General features: G+C 69.8%; 22 protein-coding genes. 16 read left to right on the top strand and 6 right to left on the bottom strand.

What is annotated here, in order from left to right:
* Window positions 1–157 precede the first annotated feature (157 nt).
* From E2F49_RS13310 to E2F49_RS13285, 6 genes are read left to right on the top strand one after another with little or no spacing between them, the layout of a single operon-like run.
* On the top strand, window positions 158–1,927 hold the full coding sequence (locus E2F49_RS13310) for a glutamine--tRNA ligase/YqeY domain fusion protein (RefSeq protein WP_133394323.1): 1,770 nt from the start codon (window positions 158–160) through the stop codon (window positions 1,925–1,927).
* Between the two features lie 44 nt (window positions 1,928–1,971).
* Window positions 1,972–2,355: a hypothetical protein gene (locus E2F49_RS13305; protein WP_133394322.1), complete on the top strand. Its 384-nt coding sequence runs from the start codon at window positions 1,972–1,974 to the stop codon at window positions 2,353–2,355.
* Between the two features lie 44 nt (window positions 2,356–2,399).
* Window positions 2,400–2,957 (top strand): nucleoside deaminase, encoded by a 558-nt coding sequence (locus E2F49_RS13300; RefSeq protein WP_133394321.1) that lies wholly within the window; start codon window positions 2,400–2,402, stop codon window positions 2,955–2,957.
* Between the two features lies 1 nt (window position 2,958).
* Window positions 2,959–4,077, top strand: coding sequence for a 23S rRNA (cytidine(2498)-2'-O)-methyltransferase RlmM (gene rlmM / locus E2F49_RS13295; protein WP_133394320.1), 1,119 nt, complete (start codon window positions 2,959–2,961; stop codon window positions 4,075–4,077).
* A gap of 22 nt (window positions 4,078–4,099) precedes the next feature.
* Window positions 4,100–4,441, top strand: coding sequence for a hypothetical protein (locus E2F49_RS13290; RefSeq protein ID WP_133394319.1), 342 nt, complete (start codon window positions 4,100–4,102; stop codon window positions 4,439–4,441).
* Window positions 4,442–4,499: 58 nt separating this feature from the next.
* A complete protein-coding gene (locus tag E2F49_RS13285) occupies window positions 4,500–5,435 on the top strand; it encodes a DUF808 domain-containing protein (protein WP_133394318.1) in 936 nt (311 codons plus the stop codon).
* Between the two features lie 10 nt (window positions 5,436–5,445).
* Here the strand turns inward: E2F49_RS13285 and E2F49_RS13280 are convergent, their stop codons facing one another.
* Genes E2F49_RS13280 through ubiH form a run of 3 tightly spaced genes read right to left on the bottom strand, consistent with a single transcriptional unit; the run spans window position 5,446 to window position 8,140 of the window.
* Complete coding sequence (locus E2F49_RS13280; protein ID WP_133394317.1) at window positions 5,446–5,736, bottom strand: hypothetical protein; 291 nt, start codon at window positions 5,734–5,736, stop codon at window positions 5,446–5,448.
* Window positions 5,737–5,741: 5 nt separating this feature from the next.
* A complete protein-coding gene (locus tag E2F49_RS13275) occupies window positions 5,742–6,920 on the bottom strand; it encodes an FAD-dependent oxidoreductase (RefSeq protein WP_133394316.1) in 1,179 nt (392 codons plus the stop codon).
* Entirely contained in the window at window positions 6,917–8,140 is a 1,224-nt protein-coding gene (gene ubiH / locus E2F49_RS13270) for a 2-octaprenyl-6-methoxyphenyl hydroxylase (protein ID WP_133394315.1), read from the bottom strand. Before ubiH ends, E2F49_RS13275 begins: the two co-directional genes overlap by 4 nt.
* A gap of 88 nt (window positions 8,141–8,228) precedes the next feature.
* Between ubiH and E2F49_RS13265 the strand changes: the two genes are divergently transcribed.
* The 10 genes from E2F49_RS13265 (at window position 8,229) to E2F49_RS13220 (ending at window position 17,664) form a co-directional block, all read left to right on the top strand.
* Window positions 8,229–8,819 carry a hypothetical protein gene (locus tag E2F49_RS13265; RefSeq protein ID WP_133394314.1) on the top strand — a complete coding sequence of 197 codons (591 nt, stop codon included), beginning with the start codon at window positions 8,229–8,231 and terminating at the stop codon, window positions 8,817–8,819.
* A 9-nt stretch (window positions 8,820–8,828) separates the two neighbouring features.
* A complete protein-coding gene (locus E2F49_RS13260; protein ID WP_133394313.1) occupies window positions 8,829–9,380 on the top strand; it encodes a cob(I)yrinic acid a,c-diamide adenosyltransferase in 552 nt (183 codons plus the stop codon).
* Between the two features lie 42 nt (window positions 9,381–9,422).
* Complete coding sequence (locus E2F49_RS13255; protein ID WP_133394380.1) at window positions 9,423–10,334, top strand: histone deacetylase family protein; 912 nt, start codon at window positions 9,423–9,425, stop codon at window positions 10,332–10,334.
* Between the two features lie 135 nt (window positions 10,335–10,469).
* Window positions 10,470–12,938: an LPS-assembly protein LptD gene (gene lptD, locus E2F49_RS13250; RefSeq protein WP_133394312.1), complete on the top strand. Its 2,469-nt coding sequence runs from the start codon at window positions 10,470–10,472 to the stop codon at window positions 12,936–12,938.
* Window positions 12,935–14,248, top strand: coding sequence for a peptidylprolyl isomerase (locus tag E2F49_RS13245; protein WP_133394311.1), 1,314 nt, complete (start codon window positions 12,935–12,937; stop codon window positions 14,246–14,248). The genes lptD and E2F49_RS13245 overlap by 4 nt, the downstream gene beginning before the upstream one ends.
* Before the next feature lies 1 nt (window position 14,249).
* Complete coding sequence (pdxA, locus tag E2F49_RS13240) at window positions 14,250–15,230, top strand: 4-hydroxythreonine-4-phosphate dehydrogenase PdxA (RefSeq protein ID WP_133394310.1); 981 nt, start codon at window positions 14,250–14,252, stop codon at window positions 15,228–15,230.
* A complete protein-coding gene (locus tag E2F49_RS13235; protein WP_133394309.1) occupies window positions 15,227–15,568 on the top strand; it encodes a tRNA-binding protein in 342 nt (113 codons plus the stop codon). Before pdxA ends, E2F49_RS13235 begins: the two co-directional genes overlap by 4 nt.
* Window positions 15,569–15,584: 16 nt before the next feature.
* Window positions 15,585–16,394, top strand: coding sequence for a 16S rRNA (adenine(1518)-N(6)/adenine(1519)-N(6))-dimethyltransferase RsmA (gene rsmA / locus E2F49_RS13230; protein ID WP_133394308.1), 810 nt, complete (start codon window positions 15,585–15,587; stop codon window positions 16,392–16,394).
* A 38-nt stretch (window positions 16,395–16,432) separates the two neighbouring features.
* Window positions 16,433–16,816 (top strand): Co2+/Mg2+ efflux protein ApaG, encoded by a 384-nt coding sequence (gene apaG / locus E2F49_RS13225; RefSeq protein WP_133394307.1) that lies wholly within the window; start codon window positions 16,433–16,435, stop codon window positions 16,814–16,816.
* Complete coding sequence (locus E2F49_RS13220; protein ID WP_133394306.1) at window positions 16,816–17,664, top strand: symmetrical bis(5'-nucleosyl)-tetraphosphatase; 849 nt, start codon at window positions 16,816–16,818, stop codon at window positions 17,662–17,664. The genes apaG and E2F49_RS13220 overlap by 1 nt, the downstream gene beginning before the upstream one ends.
* Window positions 17,665–17,690: 26 nt before the next feature.
* Here the strand turns inward: E2F49_RS13220 and E2F49_RS13215 are convergent, their stop codons facing one another.
* Genes E2F49_RS13215 through lgt form a run of 3 tightly spaced genes read right to left on the bottom strand, consistent with a single transcriptional unit; the run spans window position 17,691 to window position 19,889 of the window.
* Window positions 17,691–18,197, bottom strand: coding sequence for a dihydrofolate reductase (locus E2F49_RS13215; protein ID WP_208004905.1), 507 nt, complete (start codon window positions 18,195–18,197; stop codon window positions 17,691–17,693).
* The gene (locus E2F49_RS13210; RefSeq protein ID WP_133394305.1) at window positions 18,194–18,988 is read right to left on the bottom strand and encodes a thymidylate synthase; all 795 of its coding nucleotides are present in this window, start codon (window positions 18,986–18,988) and stop codon (window positions 18,194–18,196) included. The genes E2F49_RS13215 and E2F49_RS13210 overlap by 4 nt, the downstream gene beginning before the upstream one ends.
* A 1-nt stretch (window position 18,989) precedes the next feature.
* A complete protein-coding gene (gene lgt / locus E2F49_RS13205; protein ID WP_133394304.1) occupies window positions 18,990–19,889 on the bottom strand; it encodes a prolipoprotein diacylglyceryl transferase in 900 nt (299 codons plus the stop codon).
* Window positions 19,890–19,893: the final 4 nt, after the last annotated feature.

The following is a 19,893-nucleotide window of genomic DNA, read 5'->3' as shown; positions in this document are numbered from 1 at the left end:
AACTCGCGTGCCACGGTTTCCGTACCGTCGTCACGAAAGTATGGCAGGAGTGCATCACGGAAATCGCGACCCTCCCGTCACGTCGGGGGCGGGACGTGTCGCAAGTTGACCGTCCGCTACACTGCACGGCTTTCCCGTCATCGTGCCCGAGCCCCACATGTCTTCCGCAGGCCCCGCCGAATCCGCCCCGCCGTCCGATGCCGCCGCCCCCGTGCGCCAGGACTTCATCCGGCAGATCGTCCGCGAGGACCTGGCCAGCGGCAAGCACGCGGCGATCCGCACCCGCTTTCCGCCCGAGCCCAACGGCTATCTGCACATCGGCCACGCCAAGGCGATCTGCCTGGACTTCGGCATCGCCGCCGAGTTCGACGGCCGCTGCAACCTGCGCTTCGACGACACGAATCCGGAGAAGGAAGACCTCGAGTTCGTCCGCGCGATCGAGGACGACGTGCGCTGGCTGGGCTTCGAGTGGTCCGAGCTGCGCCACGCGTCCGACTATTTCGACGTCTACTACCGCGCCGCAACGAAGCTGATCGAACAGGGCGACGCCTTCGTCTGCGACCTCACCGCCGAGCAGGTCCGCGAGTACCGCGGCACGCTGATCGAGCCGGGCCGCAACTCGCCGTTCCGCGACCGCAGCGTGGCGGAAAACCTCGACCTGTTCGCGCGCATGCGCGCCGGCGAGTTCGCCGACGGCACGCGCACCCTGCGCGCGAAGATCGACATGGCCAGCGGCAACATCAATCTGCGCGACCCGGCGCTGTACCGGATCAAGCAGGTCGCCCACCAGAACACCGGCGATGCCTGGCCGATCTACCCCATGTATGACTTCGCACACGCCCTGGGCGATGCGGTCGAAGGCATCACGCATTCGCTGTGCACGCTGGAGTTCGAGGACCACCGGCCGCTGTACGACTGGGTCGTCGACAAGGTGGACCTCGCCAGCAATCCGGAGCTGCTGGCCTCGCTGACCGAGCGCGGCCTGCCGGTCGTGGCCGCGAAGCCGCGCCAGATCGAGTTCTCGCGCCTCAACATCAACTACACGGTGATGAGCAAGCGCAAGCTGACCCAGCTGGTCGCCGACGGTCTGGTCGACGGTTGGGACGACCCGCGCATGTACACGCTGCAGGGCTTGCGCCGCCGTGGCTACACGCCGGCGAGCCTGCGCCTGCTGGTCGACCGCGTGGGCATCAGCAAGCAGAACTCGGTGATCGACTTCTCGGTACTCGAAGGCGCGCTCCGCGACGATCTGGACGCGCGCGCGCCGCGCCGCATGGCGGTCATCGATCCGCTCAAGCTGGTGCTGACCAACCTGCCCGAGGGCCACAGCGAGACGCTGACCTTCCCGAACCATCCCAAGGACGAGGCGCAGGGCACGCGCGAGGTGCCGTTCTCGCGCCAGCTGTGGATCGAGCGCGACGACTTCGCCGAAGTCCCGCCCAAGGGCTGGAAGCGTCTGGTGCCGGGCGGCGAAGTGCGCCTGCGTGGCGCCGGCATCGTGCGCGTGGACGAGGTGGTCAAGGACGCCGACGGTCGCATCGTCGAGCTCCAGGGCACGCTCGATCCCGAATCGCGTCCCGGCATGGAAGGCGCCAACCGCAAGGTCAAGGGCACGATCCATTGGGTCAGCGCCGCGCATGCGGTCGAGGCCGAGGTGCGGTTGTTCGACCGCCTGTTCGTGGTCGAGAAGCCCGACGACGAGTCGACCGGCAAGACCTATCGCGATCACCTCAATCCCGATTCGAAGCGCAGCGTCACCGGCTATCTCGAGCCGGCCGCGGCGCAGGTCGCGCCCGAGCAGTCGTTCCAGTTCGAGCGCACCGGTTATTTCGTTGCCGACCGCGTCGACCACACGCCGGCCCGGCCGGTGTTCAACCGCAGCGTGACCCTGCGCGACACCTGGGCTGCCGGCAACGCCGCGGGCTGATGGTGCGCACGCGGCCGACACGCGGCGGCGCTAGGATCGCTGGCATGTGCCGCCGATTCCGCCGTCTGCTGTCCGTCGCCGCCGCACTGGCGCTGCTGGTCCTCGTGGCCTGCGCGGCGCCGGCCACGTCCGCGCCGGTCGCCGCCACGCCGACGCCGGTACAGGACGGCGCGCCGCTGCCGGCGAATGCGCTGCAGCCCGACCGCAGCTGCAAGGTCGATGCAGACTGCGCGGTCAGGAACGTCGGCAGTTGCTGCGGCTACCAGCCGGCCTGCGTCAACGCGAACGCGCAGGTCGACCCGCAGGCCTTGCAGGCTGACTGCGCGGCGCGCGGCATGGCCGGCGTCTGCGGCTTCGTCGAGATCCAGTCCTGCGCCTGCGTCAATGCGCGCTGCGAAGCGCCGCCCGCCGGCGCGGTGACGCACTGAGCGGCACGCGACACTCCTCCTCTTTCGTTCTACCGGATATCCCGATGCTGTATGCCCAGGTCCACCTGACCCTGCCCGCGTGGGTGCACGAACACGTCGACACCGCGCGCGCCTATCCCGGCGACACGGACAAGGTCGCGCTCGCGATCGAGCTGTCGCGTCTCAACGTCGAAGCGCAGAGCGGCGGTCCCTTCGGCGCGGCCGTGTTCGACAGCCAGCACCGCATCGTATCGGTCGGCGTGAACCGGGTGATGCCGCACACGTGTTCGGTCGCGCACGCCGAAACCATGGCCTACATGCTCGCGCAGCAACGCCTGCAGACGCCGCGCCTCAACGAACGCGGCGCGATGACGCTGGCGACCTCGTCGCAGCCCTGCTGCATGTGCTACGGCGCGACCGTCTGGGCCGGCATCGACCGGCTGCTGATCGGCGCGCGCTCGCAGGACGTGGAAGCGCTGACGCCGTTCGACGAAGGCCCGCTGCCCGCCGACTGGATCGGCGCGCTCAACGAGCGCGGCATCGAGGTGGTGCGCGACATCCTGCGCGAGGAGGCATGCGCGGTGCTGCGGACCTACGGCGAAACCGACGGCGCGAAGTACTGATATGACGACCGACGAGACCTTCGACGCCGTCGACACGCCGGACGCCGATGTCGGCGATGCCGTGCAGCCGGCCACCGGCCTGCTGTGCTACTGCCGCCCGGGCTTCGAGCCCGACCTCGCCGCCGAACTGACCGAGCGCGCCGCGGGCGTACACGTGGCCGGCTATGCGCAGACGACGCGCAACGACGGCTACGTGCTGTTCCATTCCGACAACGGCCCCTCGCTGACCGGCGCGTTGCCGTTCGCCGAGCTGATCTTCGCGCGCCAGAAGCTGATGCTGCTGGCCGAACTGCGCGATCTCGATCCCAGCGACCGCATCACGCCGATCTTCGCCGCGCTGGCCGGTCGTGGCCGTCACGGCGAGCTGGTCGTCGAGCATTCCGATTCCGACGAAGGCCGGCAGCTCGCCGGGCTCGCCCGGAGCTTCGGCAACGCGTTGCGTCCGGCGCTGCGCAAGCGCGGCTTCCTGAGCCAGAAGGACGAAGCGCGCTTCCCGCGCCTGCACGTGTTCTTCGTCTCGGGTACGCATGCATATCTGGCGCAGTCGGTGGTCGGCGACAGCGCACCGTGGCCGCTCGGCATTCCGCGCCTGCGCACGCACGCCGATGCGCCCTCGCGTTCGGCGCTCAAGCTCGAAGAAGCCTTCATGGCGCTGCTGACCGAGCGCGAGCGCAAGGCGCGTATCAAGCCGGGCATGAAGGCGGTCGACCTGGGCGCAGCGCCGGGCGGCTGGACCTGGGTGCTGACGCGTGAGCACATGCGCGTGACCGCGGTCGACAACGGGCCGATGCAGGCCGAACTGATGGAGACTGGCCTGGTCGACCACCACCGCGTCGACGGCTTCCGCTACCAGCCGGTCGGCCCGGTCGACTGGATGGTCTGCGACATGGTCGAGCAGCCGCGCCGCGTCGCCGAACGCATGGCCACCTGGTTCCGCGAAGGCTGGTGCCGCAACGCGGTGTTCAATCTCAAGCTGCCGATGAAGAAGCGCTGGCAGGAAACGCTGCTGGCGCTGGACCTGTTCGCCAACAACATCGGCGAACACGAGAAGCTGACGCTGCGCGCGCGCCAGCTCTATCACGACCGTGAAGAGATCACGGTCTACGCCAGCATCGAATAAGCCCGCCACTCCGGAGCCCGTCATGGCCGCAGGCTGGATCACCGTCGTTGCCCCGTACCTGCCCGAGATCGTCCGCCTGGCGCGGCCGATCTTCACCCGCACGCCGCCGGCCCTGCCCGACGCCGGACAGCTGCGCCGCAACGACGTCGTCGATGCGCAGATCGCCGAACTGCAGGACGCCGCCAGCCAGAACGCCGACTCGATCGGCAAGCTCGCCGCCGACATGCAGAAGACCATCGAGGCCTTGCAGGTCGGCGCCGTTCGCGCCGAGCAGCGGCTGCTGCGGGCGCAGGCGCTGGCGGTCGTCGCGACCACGGTCGCGGTGCTGGCGTTCGGCCTGGCCGCCTGGGCGCTGGCGCGCTGACACAAGCGCCACATCGGCGCTGCATACTGCGCGCGCCCTCCCTTCCGGATCCACCCGCATGGCGTCCAGCCTGCTGACCCTGCTCGACGATATCGCCACCGTGCTCGACGACGTGGCCGTGATGACCAAGGTGGCCGCGCGCAAGTCGGCCGGCGTGCTCGGCGACGACCTCGCGCTCAACGCCCAGCAGGTCACCGGCGTCACCGCCGACCGCGAACTGCCGGTGGTCTGGGCGGTCGCCAAGGGCTCGGCCCGCAACAAGCTGATCCTCGTGCCGGCCGCGCTCGCGATCAGCGCGTGGTTGCCGTGGCTGGTCACGCCGCTGCTGATGGCCGGCGGCCTGTTCCTCTGCTACGAGGGTTTCGAGAAGGTCCTGCACAAACTGCTGCACAAGGCCGAGGACGATGCCGCCAAACCTGCGCGTACCGCGGCGCTCGCCGGTGCCGACGTCGACCCGGTCGCCTTCGAGCGCGACAAGATCCGCGGCGCGGTGCGTACCGACATGATCCTCTCGGCGGAGATCATCGCGATCACGCTCGGCACCGTCGCCGGCGCGGCCTTCCTCACCCAGCTCGGCGCGCTGGCGGCCATCTCCGCGCTGATGACCGTCGGCGTCTACGGCCTGGTCGCGGGCATCGTGAAGCTCGACGACGCCGGCCTGTACCTGAGCAAGCGCCCGTCGTCGGCCGCCAGCGCCTTCGGCCGCGGCATCCTGTGGATCGCGCCGTGGCTGATGAAGACGCTGGCGATCGTCGGCACCGCGGCGATGTTCCTCGTCGGCGGCGGCATCCTGACCCATGGCGTGCACGATGTGCAGACCTGGATCGACGATGCGGCCACCGGCCTGGGCGCGTTGCCGGAGATCGGCATGGTGCTCGGCGCGGTGCTGCCGACCCTGATCAACGCGGTCGTCGGCATCATCGCCGGCGGCATCGTGGTGGGACTGGTCGCGCTGGTCAGAAAGCTGCGTGGCAAGCCGGCGCTCGCGCACTGAAGTCGCGCGGTCAGCAGGGCAATACGAAAGCGCCGAGCCAGATCATCAGACCGGCCAGCCACGCGCCCAGCATGATCACGCACGCGCCGAGCAGCCACAGCGCGCGCCTGCCCGGCCGCAACGCACGCGTGCGCCGCCAGGTCAGCAGCACCAGGGCCAGTCCCGACCCGAACGCGATTGCGAGCACGCCGTAACCCAGCGCCACGAACCAGCCCGGCTTGACCGATTCGACCGGGCACCTGGCCATCGCCATTGCCGGTGCTGCGACGCAGGCCGCCAGCAGGGCCGTCAGCCACCGCAACGCAGTCAAAGCCCGGCCGCCCGTTTCCACAGCAGATTGCGCAGCGGCGGCACCGCCTGTGCGATGCCCAGCGCGTGGCTGCGCAGCAGCACCGGCAGCAGCGCGTCGTTCGAATAGGTGCGATTGATCGCGTCGAACGCGTGTGCGGCGACAGCACTCTCGCTGCGACGCGTGCGCGCCCAGCGCGCGAGCCGCTGCGGCGCATCCCAGCGCGTGCCGCGACGACGTGCATCGGCCACGCTGTCGGCCAGGCCGATCACGTCGCGCAGCCCGAGATTCACGCCCTGCCCCGCCAGCGGATGCACGACGTGCGCGGCGTCGCCGATCACCAGGACACGCCCCTGTACCTGCGCATCGGCCAGCTGACGTCGCAGCGGGAACGCCGCACGTGGCGAGACCGGCGTCAGTGTACCGAGGCGACCGCCCGACGCGCGGGTCAACGCGTCGGCGAATGCAGTGTCGTCGAGCGCGCGCACGCGCGCGGCCTCCTCGGCCGGCAAGGTCCAGACGATGGAACTGCGGCCGCCGTCCACCGGCAGCAGCGCCAGCGGGCCGGTGGCGAGAAACCGCTGCCAGGCGGTATCGCGATGCGGCTCGGCGCTTTCGATGTAGCCGACCACACCGGCCTGGGCGTAGTCGTGCGTATGCGCGCCGATGCCGGCCAGGGTGCGCAGCGTCGACGCCGCACCATCGGCGGCAATCGCCAGCCGCGCGTCGATGCGCCCGCCGCCCTCGAGACGCAGCGACACGCCGTCGGCGTCCTCCTCCAGCGCCTCGACCTGCGCAGGCGCACGCACGTCGACACCGGCCGCGGCCAGACGCGCCCACAGACGATCGACCAGCAGGCCGTGCTCGACGATCCAGCCCAGCTCGCGCATGCCGAGCGCGTCGGCATCGAAGACCAGCTCGCTGCCGCCGCCGGCGTCCCAGACCTGCATGCGCCGATAGGCGTGCGCCCGCGTCGAGCGCACGGCCTCCCACGCGCCGAACGACCCGAGCAGGCCGGCGCTGTCGTGGGCGAAGGCGTAGACCCGCAGGTCCGGCGCATCGGCCGACCAGCGCGCCGGGGCGCGCGCCTCGATCAGCACCACGTCGAGATCCTGCGCGGCCAGCGCCAGCGCACACGCCGCGCCGACCACGCCACCGCCGACGATCACGACATCGCGTTGCCCGCGCCGGTTCATGCGGCGGCTCCGCGGCACAGCGCCGGCACGTCACCGCGATAGCCCATCGCACCGCCGGCGAGCATCGCCTGCAGCGCGCTGTCGCGGTCGATGGCGAGCAGGCCGAGGCTGCGCAGCGGCCGCATCAGCGCGCCCGGGTTCGAGGTGATCCGCGCGAGGCCATCGGAGAACGCGAGCGTGCGCGTGCGATCGTCACGGCGCCGCGCGACATGGCGTTCGAGCAACGCCGGCGCGCCCGCGTCGTCGGCGCCCGCGACGCACTCGGCAAGCGTGAGTGCATCGCGCAGGCCGAGATTGAATCCCTGCGCGCCGATCGGATGCAGGCTCTGCGCGGCATTGCCGACCAGCACCGCGCGCGTGTCGACGCAGCGCTGCGCGACGACACGCCGCGCGACGTGCCGGCTGCGCGGACCGACGTCGACGAACCGCCCGGCACGCCAGCCGAACGCGGCCTGCACGCGGGTGAGAAACGCCGCATCGTCGAGCGCTGCGACCGCGTCCGTATCGGCAGCCGCGACACCGTGCACCAGTCCGTAGTGCCGGTCGCCGCGCGGCAGCAACGCGGTGGGGCCGGCGTCGGTCAGGCGCTCGAACGCGCGCCCGTCCGGCGCGCGCGACGCGCGCAGGCGGGCGATGAACAGGGTCTGCCCGTAATCGTGCGACTCGACCGCGATGCCGAGCGCCTGTCGTACCGCGCTGTCGATGCCGTCGGCACCGACCACGAGCCGCGCACGCACGCGGTACTCGCCATCGGGACCGGACAACCGCACGACGCGTCGACCGTCCTCGATGCCATCGAAGCCGACGAAACGCGCCGGCCGATGCCGGACCAGCCGCGGCAGCTCGGCCAGACGCGCCTCGAGCGCCTCGCCGAAGTCGCTGGCGACCACGACCTGACCGAAGGCCTCGCGCCCGTAATCGCGCGCGGCCAGCTTCACGCGTCCGAAATCGCCGGCGCGGCTGACATGGATCTCGCGGATCGGACCGGTCGGCGCGCGCAGCTTCTGCAGCACGCCGAGCGCGGTCAGCGCGTTGACCGTGGCCTCGGCGAAACTGAGATTGCGCTCATCGAACACCGGCGGCATCGCGCCGGCCGGCGTGGCTTCGACGAGCGCGGTCTCGACGCCGACGCGGTCGAGCGCGATCGCCAGACTGGCGCCGACCAGGCCGCCGCCGACGATCAGGACCTGCGTGTCCTGCGGGGGATGTGAATGCACCATGCCGCGATGATACGCGGCGCCCTCTGCGCCCTGCGTCGCGCCTCCGCTAGAATGCGCGCGTCACCTGTCATCCGCACCGGAGCCCGCGATGTCCGTCACCGCCCGCCGCGCCACGATTCTCGCCCTGCTGGCCGCGCTGATGGCCGCGACCCGGCTGCATCACTTCGCCGCGGTTCCCGATGCCTCGTGGGCGGTGTTCTTCATCGGCGGCTTCTATCTCGCCAACTGGCAGCGCTGGGCGTTTCCGGCCCTGATGCTGCTGGCGGTGGCCGTGGACTGGTTCGTGATCACCAGTCAGGGTCTGTCGTTCTGGCAGCACTACTGCGTGTCGCCGGCCTACTGGTGTCTGGTGCCCGCGTACTTCGCGCTGTGGGCCGGTGGCGGCCTGTTGCGCCGGCATCTGTCGGCCTCCGCGCCGGTCGCGACCGGCCAGCTGGTGCTCGCCGTGGTCGCCTCGGTGATCGTCTGCCAGCTGATCGCCCAAGGCAGCTTCTACTGGATCAGCGAATCGGTCGCGAATCCGACGGTTGCCGGCTGGTGGAAGAACTACAGCGACTGGCTGCTGCCCTACATGCGCGTGACCGCGATGTACGTCGGTGCCGCCGCGATGGCGCACGTGCTGCTGACCCGCGTGCTGCCCAGGCCGACTGCGCAGGCGCGTCCGCTGCACGCGGACTGATCGCGTCCGATGGGCAACCGCCTTTCGAAGATCTACACCCGCACCGGCGACGACGGGTCTACCGGTCTGGGCGACGGCACCCGCGTCGGCAAGGACGCGTTGCGGGTCACCGCCTACGGCACCGTCGACGAGGCCAACTCGACGATCGGGCTGCTGCTGGCGACCGAGGTGCCCGACGACATCCGCGCCCTGCTGACGACCGTGCAGCACCAGCTGTTCGATCTGGGCGGCGAGCTGTGCATTCCCGGGCACGCCGCGATCGAGGACGCCGACATCGAACGCCTCGAGCAGCAGCTCGACCGTTACAACGACGACCTGCCGCCATTGAAGGATTTCATCCTGCCTGGCGGGGGCGAGGCGGCGGCACGCTGCCACATCGCGCGCACCGTGGTGCGCCGCGCCGAACGCGAGTCGGTGGCGCTGTCGCGCGTGGAGGACGTGCGGCCGCAGGCGGTGCGCTATCTCAACCGCCTGTCGGACCTGCTGTTCGTGCTCGCCCGGGTGCTGGCGCGCGCCAGCGGCCACGGCGAGGTGCTGTGGCACCACCAACGGCGGCGCTGAGCGATGCATCATCCGGTCGGCTTCGGCGGTGACGTCCGGCAGGTGCCGGTGTTCTCGCACCCGGGCCTGCTGGATCACGACACCGGCCCCGATCACGCCGAGCGACCCGAGCGCCTCGCCGCCGTCATCGAGGCACTGCGCGGCGCGTTTCCCGATCTCGACCTGCGCCAGGCCCCGCCCGCGACGCGCGGCCAGCTGTTGCGCGTGCACGATGCGACGCTGCTGGCGACCGTGCTGGATTCGCAGCCGACCGGACGCATCCCCCTCGACAGCGACACGGTGCTGTCGCCCGGCTCGGCGCAGGCCGCGCTGCATGCCGCCGGCGCCGGCGTCGCCGCCGTCGACGCGGTCCTCGGCGGCACCGCGCGCCGGGTGTTCTGCGCGGTGCGGCCGCCGGGCCACCACGCCACGGCCGACATTGCGATGGGCTTCTGCCTGTTCAACAACATCGCCGTGGCCGCCGCGCATGCGCTGGACCGCTACGGCCTGACGCGGATCTCGATCGTCGATTTCGACGTGCACCACGGCAACGGCACCCAGGCGATCTTCGAAGCCGAGCCGCGCGTGCAGTACCTCAGCTCGCACCAGCTGCCGCTGTACCCCGAGACCGGCCGGCGCGAGGAGCGCGGGGTCGGCAACATCGTCAACCTGCCGCTGCCGCCGGGCACGGGCAGCCAGCGGTTCTGCGAGGCCTGGCGCGAGCGGCTGCTGCCCGAGATCGACGCCTTCGCGCCGCAGCTGCTGATGATCTCGGCCGGGTTCGATGCGCACGCGCGCGATCCGCTGGCCCAGCTGCAGCTCGACGCCGAGGATTTCGGCTGGCTCACCGGCGAACTTTCGACCCTCGCCGACCGGCATTGCGAGGGCCGGATCGTGTCGATGCTCGAAGGCGGTTACGACCTCCAGGCGCTGCGCGAATGCAGCGTCGCGCACCTGCGGGCACTGGCCGGCTGAGCGCCCCGCCGCAGCCCGTTTCCAGACCGGGAAAACGCCCGGATCACAGGTGAACAGGATGTGTGGGACGTGCATTGCCGCTGCACCGGCGATCGGTCATGCTGGCGCCCGTTTTTCCCGCTGAACGGACCCGCCGTGCGCACAGCCCTCCGCCTGCTTCCCCTTCCGTTCTGCATCGCCGTCTCGCTGTCCGCCCACGCCGCCGACCCGCTCCGACCGAACTACTGGGTGCTGTGTCCGATCGAGGACGCGGTGCCGGCGTTCCAGGATGCGCAGGCCCCGGTGGGCACGGTCGAGGACCGCGAGAAGCAGCCGACCGACATCGACGGCGACCAGTTCGACGGGCTGGCCGGCATCGACAGCGACTTCACCGGCAACGTCAGTGGCGATGTGACCCTGCGCCGCGGCGACCAGTTCCTGGGCACGGACGATCTGCAGTTCTCCCAGGACGACGGCACCTTCGTCGCCCAGGGCAACGTGCGCTACCAGGACCGCGGCATGCGCATCGTCGCCGACCGCGTCGAGGGCGACACGATCGCCGAGTCCTATCGCATGGACGCGGTTCGCTACCAGCTGACCGCCCGCCGCGGCAACGGCGGCGCCGATCACATCCGCATGGACGGCACCATCGGCGCGCTGTTCGGCTCGACCTACTCGACCTGTACCCCGAGCGATCGCTGGTGGGAACTCAAGGCCGGCCAGATCGACATCGACAGCGACATGGGCATGGGCACCGCGCGCAACGCGACCCTGCGCGTGGGCAAGGTGCCGGTGCTGTACGTGCCGTGGTTCCGCTTCCCGATCGACGAGCGCCGCCTGTCGGGCCTGTTGTTCCCGCGCATCTCGCAGTCCGGCCGCAACGGCTTCGACTACACCCAGCCGGTCTACCTCAACCTCGCGCCCAACTTCGACATGACGCTGGAGCCGCGCTTCATGAGCCGGCGCGGCGTGCAGCTGGGGACCGAATTCCGCTTCATGGGCGACCGCACGCGTGGCGAGCTGGACGTGGCGTATCTGCCCTCCGACAAGCTCACCACCCGCGAGCGCGAGCTCGAGGAAGAGCAGGTGCCGATCGTCGAGAACCGCCGCAAGGAGGACCGCGCGTTCCTGTCCTTCGGCGGCTCCTACGACATCAGCCCCGGCTGGCAGGGCCGCACCAACCTGACCTGGATGAGCGACCCGCGTTACCTTGAGGATTCGAGCAACAACGTCGACGGCATTTCGTCGATCAATGCCCTGAGCACGCTGGGCGTGTTCGGCCAGGGCAGCTCGGGCGATCGCGGCTACTGGAACGCTTCGGTGCTCGGCGACTACCAGCTGCTGACCGACTACACGCTGCCCGAGTCGATCCTGCCCTACAACCGCCTGCCGCATGCCTCGTTCAACTGGCAGCGCCCGTACGGCAACTGGATTGTCGCCGGCGTCGACACCACGGCCACGCGCTTCGCGCACATCGACGAGGCCGCGCGTCCGGGCGGCACGCGCGTCGACGTCAAACCCTACGTCTCGCTGCCGTTCGAAGGCGCGGCCTGGTTCGTGCGTCCGACCGTCGCCTATCGCCAGACCAACTACGCGCTCGACCGCGTGCTGGCCGACCGCATCGCCGACCAGCGCGCCCGCGCCGAGCTCGGCATTCCGGCAGGCCAGCCGGTCCCGGCCGATGCGCTGGCGCAGTATCGCGACGACGCGCCCAGCCGTGGCCAGCCGATCACCTCGCTCGATGCCGGCCTGTTCTTCGACCGCAACACGCGCTGGGGCGACGAGGACTATCTGCATACGCTCGAGCCGCGCCTGTTCTACCTGCACTCGCCCTACCGCAACCAGGACGCGCTGCCGCTGTTCGACACCTCGCCGCTGACCTTCGGCTGGGGCCAGCTGTTCCGCGACAACCGCTACTCCGGCGCCGACCGCCAGGCCGACGCCAACCAGGTCACGCTCGCCGTGAGCACGCGCTTGATCCGCGAGTCGGACGGCCAGGAAAAGCTCTCGGCCAGCCTCGGCCAGATCGTCTACCTGTCCGACTCGCGCGTGACCACGCCTGGCGAGGCGCTGGTGGAGCAGGGCCGCTCGGCCTGGGTCAGCGACGCGACCTACGCCATCAATGACCGCTGGACGGTCAGCGCCGGCTACCAGTGGGATCCCAAGTTCCGCCGCGAGGACCTGATGTCGCTGCGCACGCGGTACCTGATCGGCGACGAGGGCATCGTCAACTTCGCCTATCGCCGCCGCGCGGAGCTCATCGAGCAGGCCGACCTGTCCTTCCTGTATCCGATCAGCCCCGCATGGAGCCTGGTCGGCCGTTACTACTACTCGTTCACCGACAACCGGCTGCTCGAAGCGGTCGCCGGCGTGCAGTGGGACAGCTGCTGTCTCGCCGCCCGCGTGGTCGGCCGCCGCTATCTGCGCAATCGCCAGGGCGAGCTGAACAACGCGATCATGTTCGAACTTGAACTGAAGGGTCTGGGCTCGGCCGGCCCCAACACGGAAGACCGTTTGCGCCGTGCTATTCTCGGGTATTACCGCGACGACCTCTATCTCGTGCCGCCGTCGGAGCTGCGCAACAGCGACGACGATGAAACCCTGACTCCCGGCCTGAGCCAATGAAGACACTGATCCACACCCTCGCGGCCGCCGCCCTGCTGTTCGCCGCGACCGCGCACGCCCAGGACCTGCAGCCGCTCGACCGCATCGCCGCCGTCGTCGACGAGGACGTGATCCTCGCCAGCGAGCTCGACCGTGCGGTGTCCAACATCCGCGGCCAGTACGCGACCCGCCAGGACCAGCTGCCGCCGCAGGAGATCCTGGAGCGCCAGGTGCTCGAGCGCCTGATCTCGATGCGTCTGCAGACCGCCAATGCCTCGCGTACCGGCGTGCGCGTCAGCGACCAGGACGTCGATCAGGCCGTCGCCGCGATCGCGCAGCAGAACGGCTTCACGATGGACCAGCTGCGCCAGCAGCTGGCCGGTGACGGCATGTCGTTCGACGATTTCCGTACCTCGCTGCGCGAGGAGCTGATGATCCAGCGCATGCGCCAGCGCTTCGCCCAGACCCGCATCTCGGTCAGCGACGCCGAAGTCGACGCCGCGCTGTCCGCGCAGGCGACGGGCACCCAGTACCGTCTCGCGCACATCCTGGTGGCGCTGCCGGAAGGCGCGACCCCGGAACAGATCCAGACCGGCCAGCAGAAGGTCGACGGCATCAAGAGCCTGCTCGATCGCAACGAAATGGAATTCTCCGCGGCCGCGGTGCGTTATTCCGACAGCCCGAACGCGCTCGAAGGCGGCGACCTGGGCTGGCGCAGCCCGCAGGAAATCCCGGCCGCGTTCGCCAACGCGGTCACGAGCCTCGAGCCCGGCCAGGTCATCGGCCCCATCCGCGGCCCCAGCGGCTTCCAGCTGCTGCAGCTGGTGGATCGTCGCGAGGCCGCCGACGGTGCCGCGGCCGGCACGGTCACCCAGTACCAGGCCCGCCACATCCTGATCCGCGGCCAGCCCGGCGACGATTCCGCGGCGAAGGCCAAGGCCGACAGCCTGCGTGCCCGCATCGCCGGTGGCGCGGACTTCGCCGAGGTCGCGCGCGAGGATTCCGAGGACGCCAGCACCAAGGCCAACGGCGGCGATCTCGGCTGGTTCACCCAGGACGAATTCGGCCCCGACTTCGGCGGCCAAGTCGCGGCGCTCGGAGATGGCGACGTGTCGCAGCCGTTCCGCACCCAGGCCGGCTGGCACATCGTGCAGCGCCAGGCCACGCGCCAGACCGCCGGCGACGACAGCAACCGTCGTGCGCAGGCGCGCGAGGCCATCGGCCAGCGCAAGCTCGAGGACGAGTGGGACCGCTACGTGCGCGAACTGCGCGGCGAGGCCTACGTCAGCATCCGCATCGGCGCCAACCGCGATCCCGAGATCGGCGGCTGAGGTGTCCCGCCCCCGTCTGGCGCTGGTCCCGGGTGAGCCGGCCGGCGTCGGGCCGGAACTGTGCATCCGCGCCGCCTGGCGCGAGGTCGACGCCGATCTGGTCGCCATCGGCGATCGCGCCACGCTGCAGCGCACGGCCGATGCGATCGGCCTGGACATCGACTTCACCGATGCCGAAGCCGCCGACGTGGCGCCCGGTACGCTGCGGCTGATCGAACTGCCCCATGCCGCGGCCACGCCGTTCGGCACGCCTGACCCGCGCAACGCCCGCAGCGTCATCGACGGTCTGCTGCATGCCGCGGCCGGCTGTCGCGATGGCCGCTTCGACGGCATGGTCACCGGACCCGTGCACAAGGCCGCGATCAATGCCGGTGGCGTGCCCTATACCGGCACCACCGAACTGCTCGCCGACGACGCCGGCTGCGACGTGGTGATGATGCTGGCCAACCCGGCCCTGCGCGTCGCGCTCGCGACGACGCATTTGCCGCTGCGTGCGGTGCCCGACGCGGTCACCGCGCCGCTGCTCGAACAGGTGATCGGCATTCTCGACGCCTCGCTGCGCCGCGACTTCGGCATCGCCGCGCCGCGCATCGCGGTGCTGGGCCTCAACCCCCATGCCGGCGAGTCCGGGCACCTGGGCATGGAGGAGGTCGAAACGATCGCGCCGCTGCTCGAGCGCCTGCGTGCGCAAGGACTCGATCTGGAAGGCCCGCTGCCGGCCGACACCGCATTCCTGCCCGCGCGACTCGAGGGCGTGGACGCTGTGCTGGCGATGTATCACGACCAGGGCCTGCCGGTGCTCAAGTACAGCGGTTTCGAGTCGGCGGTGAATCTCACGCTCGGCCTGCCCTATCCGCGTGTCGCGGTCGATCACGGCACCGCGCTGGAGCTGGCCGGCACCGGTCGCGCCGATCCGTCGAGCCTGTTCGCGGCGATCGACCAGTGCGCGATCCTCGGCCGCAACCGGCGGCTGCGCGCATGAGCGGCGTCATCGGCTGGGACGACTTCATGGCCGTCGACCTGCGCGTGGGCCGCGTGGTGTCGGCCGAGCCGTTCCCGCAGGCGCGTCGCCCGGCCTACATCCTCCACGTCGACTTCGGCCCGGAACTGGGTGTGCGCAAGTCCAGTGCACAGATCACCGCGCATTACACGCCGCAGACGCTGGTCGGCCGGCTGGTGGTGGGCGTGGTCAATTTTCCGCCCAAGCAGATCGGACCGCTGATGTCCGAGTGTCTGGTTACCGGCTTCCACGATGCCGACGGCCACGTACGCCTGTGCGTGCCGGACGGCGACGTCGCGCCCGGCACGCGCCTCCTTTGAACCGAACACGCACCGCATGAACCGTCATTCCGCCACACCCGGCAGCTTCACCGAACCGCCGAAGAAATCACTCGGCCAGAACTTCCTGCACGAGCGCGGCGTCGTCGAGCGCATCGTGCTCGCGGTGAATCCCCAGCCGGGCGAGCGTCTGGTCGAGATCGGCCCCGGCCAGGGCGCGATGACGTTCCCGCTGCTCAAGCGTCACGGCGCGCTGACCGCGATCGAGTTCGACCGTGACCTGCTTGAACCGCTGACGCTGCAGGCCGCCGCGCACGGCACGCTCGATCTCATCCACGCCAACGTGCTGGACGTCGACTTCACCGCGCTCGCGGGTGACGGGCCGATCCGTCTCGTCGGCAACCTGCCCTACAACCTGTCGTCGCCGATCCTCTTCCACGCGCTGGACCATGCCGCGGTCATCACCGACATGCATTTCATGCTGCAGAAGGAAGTCGTCGAGCGCATGGCCTCGGGCCCCGGCAGCAAGGTCTACGGCCGCCTGTCGGTGATGCTGCAGGCCTACTGCACGGTGACGATGCTGTTCGTCGTCGGCCCGGGCGCGTTCCGCCCACCGCCGAAGGTCGACTCGGCCGTCGTGCGTCTGACACCGCGGCCCGCATCGCAGGTCGGCATCGACGATCCGCGCCGCTTCGCCGACATCGTCCGCGCCGCGTTCGGCCAGCGCCGCAAGACGCTGCGCAATGCGCTGTCGACCCTGATGGAGGCCGACACGATCGCCGCCGCCGGCATCGATCCGCAGGCGCGCGCCGAGCAGCTCGCGGTCGCCGATTTCGTGCGTCTGGCCAATTACGTGCCGCCTGCGTAGTCGAAGCATTCATGGCCTGCGGCTACACTGTCCACGACATGGACGAGACTGCCGACTACACCCTCGAGATCCAGATCGCGACGCGCTTCCTCGACGAGGAATCGACGCCTGACGACGACCGCTACGTGTTCGCCTACACCATCCGAATCCGCAACATCGGCCGCCTGCCGGCCCAGCTCATGGCCCGCCACTGGGTCATCACCGACGCCAACGGGCGGATCGAGGAAGTGCACGGCGACGGCGTGGTCGGCGAACAGCCGCGCCTGGAACCCGGCGAAGCCTTCACCTACACCTCGGGTGCGGTGCTCTCGACGGCCGTCGGCACGATGGAAGGTTCCTACGACATGGTCGGCGACGACGGTGCGCAGTTCGACGCGCCGATTCCCGCGTTCACGCTCTCGATCCCGCGAACCCTGCACTGATGGCTGTCTGGGCGATCGGCGATCTGCAGGGCTGCTACGGCCCGACCCAGCGGCTGCTCGAGGCGATCCGCTTCGACCCGGCCGTGGACACGCTCTGGTTCTGCGGCGATCTCGTCAATCGCGGTGGTGAATCGGTCGAGACCCTGCGCCTCGTGCATTCGCTCCGCGACAACGTGGTCAGCGTGCTCGGCAACCACGACCTGTCGCTGCTGGCGATCGCCGAGCGCCGTGAGGAAGACCAGCGCAAGGTCAATGCCGATCTGCAGGGCGTGCTGTTCGCGCCCGACCGCGACGTGCTGCTCGACTGGCTGCGCACCTGCCCGTTGCTGCACGTCGATCGCGAGCTCGGCTGGATGATGCTGCACGCGGGCCTCGCGCCGCGCTGGGATGTCGAACTCGCCCAGCGGCACGCGCGCGAGGTCGAGCACAAGCTGCGCGGCCCCGGCTACAAGAAGCTGTTGCGCAACATGTATGGCGATCGGCCGGCGTGGTCGCCCAACCTCACCGGCTACGACCGCGACCGCGCGATCATCAACATGTTCACGCGCATGCGCTACTGCTCGCCGCGCGGACGTATCGCGTTCGAGGAGAAGGGCACGCCCGGCACCCAGCAGCCCGGCATCTATCCCTGGTACGAAGTGCCCGGCCGCGCGGAACGCGATCTGAAGATCGTCTGCGGCCACTGGTCCACCTTGGGTCTGTTCATCGGCCACGGCGTGCATGCGCTCGATACCGGCGCCGTCTGGGGCGGCAAGCTCACCGCGCTGCAGCTCGATGCGGAGACGCTGCGCGTGGTGCAGGTACCGGGACGCGATGTGTCCGGCCTGCCGCCGCGCAAGCCGAGCTGAGGGCGATCCTGCGCGGGCGCGCGTTTTCAGTCCGCCCGGCGGTACTCGACGAAATCGAAGACGTGCGCGTGTGTCGCGTCGGATTGGTGGTGCGTGCGCGAGACCTCGCGCCACTGCGCCGGATCCCACGCCGGGAAGAATGCATCGGCGTCTTCGACCACGGTATCGACGCGGGTGAGCTGCAGCACGTCCGCGTGCGGCAGGGCCAGGGCGTAGATCTCGCCGCCGCCGATGACGCAGAGTTCGCCCGCGCCCTGCTCCGCGGCGATCGCGATCGCCGCGTCCAGCGACGCGACCGCCTGCATACCCTCGAACGGCACGCGACCGCTGCGGGTCAGCACGAGATTGGTCCGGCCCGGCAGTGCGCGCCCCAGAGACTCGGCGGTCTTGCGGCCCATCAGCACCGGTCGCCCGAGCGTCAGCGCCTTGAAGTGGCGGAAATCGTCGGGCAGATGCCAGGGCATCGCGTTGCCGCGACCGATGCCACGCCTGCGGTCGATCGCGGCGACCAGCGACAGCCGCACCGCGCTCACACCGCGACCGGCGCCTTGATCGCAGGCAGCGGGTCGTAGCCTTCGATCACGATGTCCTCGAAGCGGAACGCGAACAGATCGTCGACGTCCGGATTCAACTTCAATGTCGGCAGCGAGCGCGGGGTGCGCGAGAGCTGCTCGCGCGCCTGCTCGAAATGGTTCGAATACAGGTGCGCATCGCCCAGCGTATGCACGAAATCGCCTACGCCCAGCTCGCACACCTGCGCGACCATATGGGTCAGCAGCGCATAGCTGGCGATGTTGAAGGGCACGCCGAGGAAGATGTCGCCACTGCGCTGGTAGAGCTGGCAGCTGAGCTTTCCGTCGACGACGTAGAACTGGAACATCGTGTGGCAGGGCATCAGCGCCATTGCCGGCAGGTCGCCGACGTTCCAGGCACTGACGATCAGGCGGCGCGAGTCGGGGTTGCGACGGATCTCGTCGACGACCCAGCGGATCTGGTCGATCTCCCGGCCGTCGCTGCCCGTCCAGCGGCGCCACTGCTTGCCATAGACCGGACCGAGCTCGCCGTTCGCATCGGCCCATTCGTCCCAGATGCCGACCTTGTGGTCCTTGAGATAGGCGATGTTGGTCTCGCCCTTCAGGAACCACAGCAGCTCGTGGATGATCGAGCGCAGGTGCAGCTTCTTGGTCGTGACCAGCGGAAAGCCTTCGCGCAGGTCGTAGCGCATCTGCCAGCCGAACACGCTGCGCGTGCCGGTGCCGGTGCGGTCGGACTTGTCGCTGCCGTGCTCGAGCACATGGCGCAGCAGATCGAGATAGGGCTGCATGTCAGTCCGCCTTGCCTGCGAGGGACACCACCGGCATCAGCATCGGCGCGGTGCGCGAACGCCACAGCAGGAAAAGGCCCAGCGCCACCAGCGGCAGCGACAGCACCTGCCCCATCGTCAGCCAGCCGAAGGCCAGGTAGCCGAGATCCGCATCCGGTACGCGCACGAACTCGACGAGGAAGCGGAACACGCCGTAGAGGAGCGCGAACAGACCCGAGACCGCATAGCGGCGTCGCGGCTTACGCGAGAACACCCACAGCAGCACGAACATCGTCAGGCCTTCGAGGAAGGCCTGGTAGAGCTGCGAGGGATGCCGGGCGAACTGGTCCAGCGCGCCGGTGGCGAATTCCGCCTGCAGGCGCTCGGCCGACCAGCCGCGGAACGCCGGGTCGGTGGGGAACACCACGCCCCAGCCGGCCTGCGTGTACTTGCCCCACAGTTCGGCGCCGATGTAGTTGCCGATGCGGCCGAAGCCCAGGCCCAGCGGCACCAGCGGCGCGACGAAATCCATGACGTCGAAGAAATGCAGGCGCTGCGCACGCGACCACCACCATGCGGCCGCCAGTACGCCCAGCAGGCCGCCGTGGAAACTCATGCCGCCATCCCAGACCTTGAACAGCATCAGCGGGTTGGCGAACAGCTCGCCGGTCGCATAGAACAGCACATAGCCGATCCGGCCCCCGAGGATCACGCCGAGGATGCCGTAGAACAGCAGGTCGCCGAACTTCTCGGCGTCCACGCCGGGCAGACGCCCGGCGCGGATGCGTGCGCGGCCCAGCAGCCAGGCGCTGGCAAAGCCCAACAGGTACATCACGCCGTACCAGTGGACCGAGGGATGGAACGACCCCACCTGCGGCAGGTGGAGGGCGATCGGATCGATCTGGTGCAGGATGATCGACATCGGA

It is taken from the genome of Luteimonas terrae, from assembly GCF_004358165.1.
In the GTDB taxonomy this organism is placed as follows: domain Bacteria; phylum Pseudomonadota; class Gammaproteobacteria; order Xanthomonadales; family Xanthomonadaceae; genus Luteimonas; species Luteimonas terrae.
Note: the sequence above shows the minus strand (reverse complement) of the source record. Positions and strands in the feature narration are given on the sequence as shown.